Consider the following 590-nt stretch of genomic DNA (forward strand, 5'->3'; position numbering starts at 1 on the left):
GACATCCATGGTGGGGCTCCTGGATCATCAAACAGCCCGCATCCGCTTCAGCGGCCCAGCGTAGAACCTATTCTGAATCAACGGCTTGCCCCGAGCAATAAAATTGCTCACCAGCCTCTGAGGAGGCGACCATGTCGGCTTCAACTCTTCACGACACCCTTCCCGCGGTTGACGCGCACCGGGCTTCGCCGATGAATCTTGCGGCGACAGGATGGGCCCTGACCACGACTCTCGTGGGATTGTTTGTTCTCTGCTACCTGGCCGCCTTGGCCATGCTTTCGTTGGGGCTTGCCCATGGCTGGGTCAGCCTGTTCGCGACCCAGCCAGATCACGTCGCTCGCACGTTTGCTGAAGGAGTGATCGGCAGCGCAACGGGGGCTTGACTCGCGACAATTCTGTTCGTGCTGGTCTACAATCGCCTGATCAGGCGTTGACCGACAGGCTTGATGAGGGGCAGGCCGTAAGGGCCTGCCCGGATCATCAGAGTTTGACCGTCCGCAGGCGGATGGCATTGCCGATCACGCTGACCGACGACAGCGCCATCGCCGCCGCGGCGATGATCGGCGAGAGCAGGATGCCGAAGAATGGAT

1 protein-coding gene is annotated in these 590 nt (G+C 60.8%); it reads left to right on the plus strand.

Going from position 1 to position 590, the window contains the following annotated elements; genetic code table 11:
* Positions 1–131 precede the first annotated feature (131 nt).
* Complete coding sequence (locus tag ACXJKO_RS32050) at positions 132–383, plus strand: hypothetical protein (RefSeq protein WP_457095020.1); 252 nt, start codon at positions 132–134, stop codon at positions 381–383.
* Positions 384–590: the final 207 nt, after the last annotated feature.

Source organism: Microvirga sp. P5_D2 (genome assembly GCF_054049475.1).

Coding starts and splice junctions, on each gene's coding strand:
- ACXJKO_RS32050 (WP_457095020.1), top strand. CDS start 132: ATGTCGGCTTCAACTCTTCACGACACCCTTCCCGCGGTTGACGCGCAC.